The organism is uncultured Novosphingobium sp., from assembly GCF_964277725.1.
In the GTDB taxonomy this organism is placed as follows: Bacteria; Pseudomonadota; Alphaproteobacteria; order Sphingomonadales; family Sphingomonadaceae; genus Novosphingobium; species Novosphingobium fluoreni.
Genome location: NZ_CAXYKL010000140.1, coordinates 1 through 4,786, shown reverse-complemented (window position 1 = coordinate 4,786; position 4,786 = coordinate 1). Strand labels below are relative to the sequence as shown.

The 4,786-nt window shown below is 63.9% G+C and carries 5 protein-coding genes and 1 pseudogene; 4 read left to right on the top strand and 2 right to left on the bottom strand.

The window, feature by feature from the left end; translation table 11 throughout:
• From ACHWRX_RS08275 to gcvPB, 4 genes are all read left to right on the top strand, one after another.
• A partial coding sequence (locus tag ACHWRX_RS08275) for a glycine cleavage T C-terminal barrel domain-containing protein (protein WP_394658836.1) occupies nucleotides 1-848 on the top strand: 848 nt, incomplete at its 5' end.
• 10 nt (nucleotides 849-858) lie between these two features.
• Entirely contained in the window at nucleotides 859-1,230 is a 372-nt protein-coding gene (gene gcvH / locus ACHWRX_RS08270) for a glycine cleavage system protein GcvH (RefSeq protein WP_288414911.1), read from the top strand.
• Between the two features lie 82 nt (nucleotides 1,231-1,312).
• The gene (gcvPA, locus tag ACHWRX_RS08265) at nucleotides 1,313-2,671 is read left to right on the top strand and encodes an aminomethyl-transferring glycine dehydrogenase subunit GcvPA (RefSeq protein ID WP_394658835.1); all 1,359 of its coding nucleotides are present in this window, start codon (nucleotides 1,313-1,315) and stop codon (nucleotides 2,669-2,671) included.
• Nucleotides 2,668-4,269, top strand: a complete 1,602-nt coding sequence (gene gcvPB, locus ACHWRX_RS08260) for an aminomethyl-transferring glycine dehydrogenase subunit GcvPB (protein WP_394658834.1) — start codon at nucleotides 2,668-2,670, stop codon at nucleotides 4,267-4,269. The genes gcvPA and gcvPB overlap by 4 nt, the downstream gene beginning before the upstream one ends.
• A 60-nt stretch (nucleotides 4,270-4,329) precedes the next feature.
• On the opposite strand, the gene ACHWRX_RS08255 is transcribed toward gcvPB, so the two are convergent.
• Nucleotides 4,330-4,458: an entericidin A/B family lipoprotein gene (locus ACHWRX_RS08255; RefSeq protein WP_394658833.1), complete on the bottom strand. Its 129-nt coding sequence runs from the start codon at nucleotides 4,456-4,458 to the stop codon at nucleotides 4,330-4,332.
• Nucleotides 4,459-4,553: 95 nt separating this feature from the next.
• Nucleotides 4,554-4,786, bottom strand: a pseudogene (locus ACHWRX_RS08250) (EamA/RhaT family transporter); the annotation flags it as partial.

The following is a 4,786-nucleotide window of genomic DNA, read 5'->3' as shown; positions in this document are numbered from 1 at the left end:
TGGATGAAAATGGCGGCATTCTGGACGACCTGATGGTCACCAACCGCGGCGGCACGTTCTATCTTGTCGTGAACGGGGCTACCAAGTGGGACGATCTGGCGCATCTGCGCGAACATCTGCCCGATACGATAACTCTCAACCACCTGGACGAACACGGGCTGCTGGCGCTGCAGGGCCCCAAGGCCGTGGAGGCGCTGGCCCGGTTGGGTCTGGAACCCGCGATGGCGGACGGGCCGCAACTGGTCGATCTCAAGTTCATGCAGGCCGCTCCCTATCTGTGGGGCGATCGTCCGCTCGGTATCAGCCGGTCGGGCTATACCGGTGAGGACGGCTTCGAGATTTCCGTGCGGGGTGAGCATATCGAGGCGCTGGCCACAGCGCTTTGCGAGCAACCGCAGGTTAAACCCATCGGCCTGGGTGCGCGCGACTCCCTGCGTCTGGAAGCCGGCTTGCCACTTCATGGCCACGACCTTTCGCCCGATACCGACCCGGTCACCGCAGGCCTGACGTTCGCCCTTTCCAAGCGTCGGCGCGAGGAAGGCGGCTTTTTGGGGGCGGAGCGGATACTCCGGCTGCTGAACGACGGTACGGCCACCACCCGGGTCGGCCTTGTCCTGGAGGGCCGGATGGCCGCGCGAGAGGGTGCCAGCGTCTGGTCGGGCGATCAACAGGTCGGCACTGTCACCTCGGGCGGTTTCTCTCCCACGCTCCAGCGCCCCATCGCCATGGCCTATGTCGAGCGACCCTGCGCCGCCGAAAACACGTCTCTTGAGGTAGAGGTACGCGGCAAGCGTATTGTCGCCAGCGTCGTGCCCATGCCTTTCGTCCCCCACCGCTATCATCGCTGAGGATTGTTTCATGACCCGCTATTTCACCAAGGATCACGAGTGGATCGACGTCGACGGCGATACCGGCACGGTCGGCATCACCGATTACGCACAGGGCCAGTTGGGTGATATCACCTTTGTCGAGTTGCCGGCCGAGGGCGCGAGCGTCGGCAAGGGCGATGCCGTCTCGGTGGTGGATTCCGTGAAGGCGGCATCGGATGTGTACAGCCCGGTTTCCGGCACCGTGGACCAGGCCAATGCCGCGCTCGCCGATGAGCCCGAACTGGTCAACAGCGACGCCGAAAAGGGCGGTTGGCTGTTCCGCTTGACCCTGACCGATCCAGCCGAGCTGGACGGCTTGATGGACGAAGCCGCGTACAAGGCTTTCGTCGAGGCGCTTTGACGGGCCTTCGTGCCCCCCGCGACATGCTGTTGAACTTGCGCTCCCCTAGCGGGAGTAGGCTGGCCTTTTTTCGGAGCTAACCATGCGTTACCTGCCACTTACCGCGGATGATCGGGCCGCGATGCTGGGCATCATCGGCGCAACCAGCGTGGATGATCTGTTCGTCGACGTTCCCGCCGAAGCGCGCTTGTCCGGACCGATCGCCGGGCTGCCGCTCCATGCGAATGAACTGGCCGTCGAACGCCACATGACGCGGCTGGCCTCGCAGAACCTATCGGCCGGGAGCGCGCCTTTTTTTCTGGGTGCCGGGGCCTATCGCCATCACATCCCCGCCTCGGTCGATCACCTGATCCAGCGCGGTGAGTTTCTGACGGCTTATACCCCGTACCAGCCGGAGATCGCGCAGGGCACGCTGCAGGTCCTGTTCGAATTCCAGACGCAAGTGGCGCGGTTGCTGGGTACCGATATCGCCAATGCCTCGATGTACGATGGTTCGACGGCGTGCTGGGAAGCGATCCTGATGGCAGGCCGGATCACCCGCAAATCTCGCGCGGTGCTGTCCGGCGGGCTGCATCCGCATTACGCGCAAGTCGTGAAGACGATGGCGCGCTTCACGGGTGACACGATCGACGCGCGCTTGCCCGAGCTTTCGGTTGAGGCGGACGATGCCGCGGTGATCGCCGCTATCGATGCTGATACCTCGTGCGTCGTGGTCCAATACCCGGACATTCTGGGCCGCATTCCCGATCTCGGGGCAATCGCGGCGGCGGCGCAGGCGAAGGGCGCGCTGCTGATTGCGGTGGTGACGGAACCTGTCGCACTCGGCTTGATCGAAGCTCCGGGCAATTTGGGGGCGGATATCGTGGTGGGAGAAGGGCAGTCGCTTGGCGTAGGCCTGCAGTTCGGCGGGCCGTATCTCGGGCTGTTCGGCTGTCGCGAAAAATTCGTGCGGCAGATGCCGGGGCGGCTTTGCGGTCAGACCGTGGACGCGGAAGGAAAGCGTGGCTTCGTCCTCACCCTTTCGACCCGAGAGCAACACATCCGGCGCGAGAAAGCGACGAGCAATATCTGCACGAATTCAGGGCTCTGTGCGCTGGCTTTCAGCATTCACATGACACTGCTGGGCGGCGAGGGATTGGCCCGTCTGGCAAGAATCAACCACGCCCGCGCGCAGGCCATGGTCGCGCGCCTGGCAAAGGTACCGGGCGTTTCCTGCCTGAATATGACCTACTTCAACGAAGTAACGCTGCTGCTTCCTCAGGATGCGCGTGAGGTTGTGCGGGTGCTGTCGGATCGCGGCGTGCTGGGCGGCGTTTCGCTCGGTCGGCTCTATCCGAGCGTCGAGGGCCTGGCGAACGGGCTGCTCGTCACCGCCACCGAGACCGTCACGGACGAGGATATCGAGACTTTCGCCACCGAACTTGCAGGAGTGCTGGCATGAGCGCCGCTAACGCCGCCGGATGGCGACCGACGATGGGAGACACGACGCCGCAGGGCGAGAATTTCACAACGAAAAGCGGCGATTACGGCTTGATGCTGGAAGAGCCTCTAAGCTTCGAGATCGGCGGCAGGGAAAAGTGCGGCGTCGATCTGGATGACCCGCAAGGTGCTCCAGTCGCGGGCTTGCCACTGCGCAAGGCGGCACCGGACCTGCCCGGCCTGACCGAGCCAGAGACAGTGCGGCACTACACGCGTCTCTCCCGTCAGAACTATGCGATCGATCTCGGGCCGTTCCCGCTGGGTTCGTGCACGATGAAGCACAATCCGCGTCTCAATGAAAAGGTCTCCCGCCTGCCGGGCTTCGCCGACGTCCATCCGTTGCAGCCTCAATCCAGCGCGCAGGGCGCGCTGGGTGTCATCAACGAACTGGCGCACTGGCTGATCGCGCTGACCGGGATGCACGGCGTGGCGATGACGCCGAAGGCCGGCGCGCATGGCGAGTTGTGCGGCCTGCTGTGCATCAAGGCCGCGATCGAGGCGCGCGGGGAGCAGCGCGGCGTGATCCTGGTTCCGGAAAGCGCCCACGGCACCAACCCGGCGACGGCCGCGTTCGCCGGCTTCAAGGTCGAAAGCATCCCCGCGAATGCGGCGGGGCGGGTGGATCTGGAGGCGCTGAAGGCCCGCCTCGGCCCCGATATCGCCGGGATCATGATTACCAATCCCAACACTTGCGGCTTGTTCGAGCCAGACATGAAGGCGATTTCGGACGCGGTGCATGCCATCGGCGGTTACGTCTATTGCGATGGTGCCAATTTCAATGCGATCGTCGGCAAGGTCCGCCCGGGCGATCTTGGTATCGATGCCATGCACATCAACCTGCACAAGACATTCTCCACGCCGCACGGCGGCGGCGGGCCAGGTTCCGGCCCGGTGGTCCTGTCAGAGGCGCTCTCGCCGTACGGTCCCTTGCCGTTCACCGCCAAGACGGCGGATGGCGTGATCCATCTGGTGGAGGAGGAGAACGCGCAGGCGTTTGACCATTCGCAAGGCTTCGGCCGCATGTCGGCATTCCACGGGCAAATGGGAATGTTTACGCGCGCGCTCACGTATATCCTCAGCCACGGCGCGGACGGCTTGCAGCAGGTGGCGGAGGATGCGGTCCTGAACGCGAACTATGTTCTGCGCAGCCTGGAGGACGTGCTGCAGGCACCCTTCGCTGAGAGCGGTCCTTGCATGCACGAAGCGCTGTTCAGCGATCGGGGATTTGCGGACGGTTTCTCGACACTGGATGTCGCCAAGGGCCTGATCGACGAGGGCTTCCACCCGATGACCGTCTATTTCCCTTTGGTGGTGCACGGCGCGATGCTGGTGGAGCCTACCGAAACCGAGAGCAAGTCCGGGCTGGACCGCTTCATCGCTTCGCTGCGTAGCCTGGCGGAACGGGCCAAGGCAGGGGATCGCAGCTTGCACTCTGCGCCGCATTTCGCGCCCCGTCACCGACTGGACGAGACACTGGCGGCTCGAAAGCCGATCCTGGTGTGGAAGGGGGAGCCGGGGCCTGCCGGGTTGCCGTCACCCAGCGAAATCGGCGATCGATAGTCCATCGCCGCAAGTTTCGGACGGTTGCCGGGGCAAACCCCGCCAACCGTCCAAAATCACTTACAGGGCGCGGTCTGCCGCTTCACCGACCGACTGTACGTCCTTGCCGGCACCCTTGACGGTGTTGCATGCCGAAGCGCCGAGGGCGATGCTTCCGGCAACGAGCGCGAACACAACTTTCTTGAGCATTTTTGATCCTTTCGCATGCGCAGGCATCTAGAGCGAAGCTCAGCGCCTGCGCTGCGAAACAGTCGATGCAGCGCCATGTTCCCGTTTGCGACGGTTCAATCTTCTTCCATCGCATTTGCCGGCGGTATCGCGCGCGACAAGCGGTGTTCCCGCCAGATGATGATAAGGCCAGCCCCGATGATCAGGGGGGCGCCGAGCCACGTGACGCTGGGTGGCAGCCGGTCCCAGACCAGCCAGCCGAACAGGGTCGACCAGATCAGCGCGGTATAATCCATCACGATCACGGTGGAGACGGCTGCCTGCCGCAGCGACAGGGTTATGAGCAGCT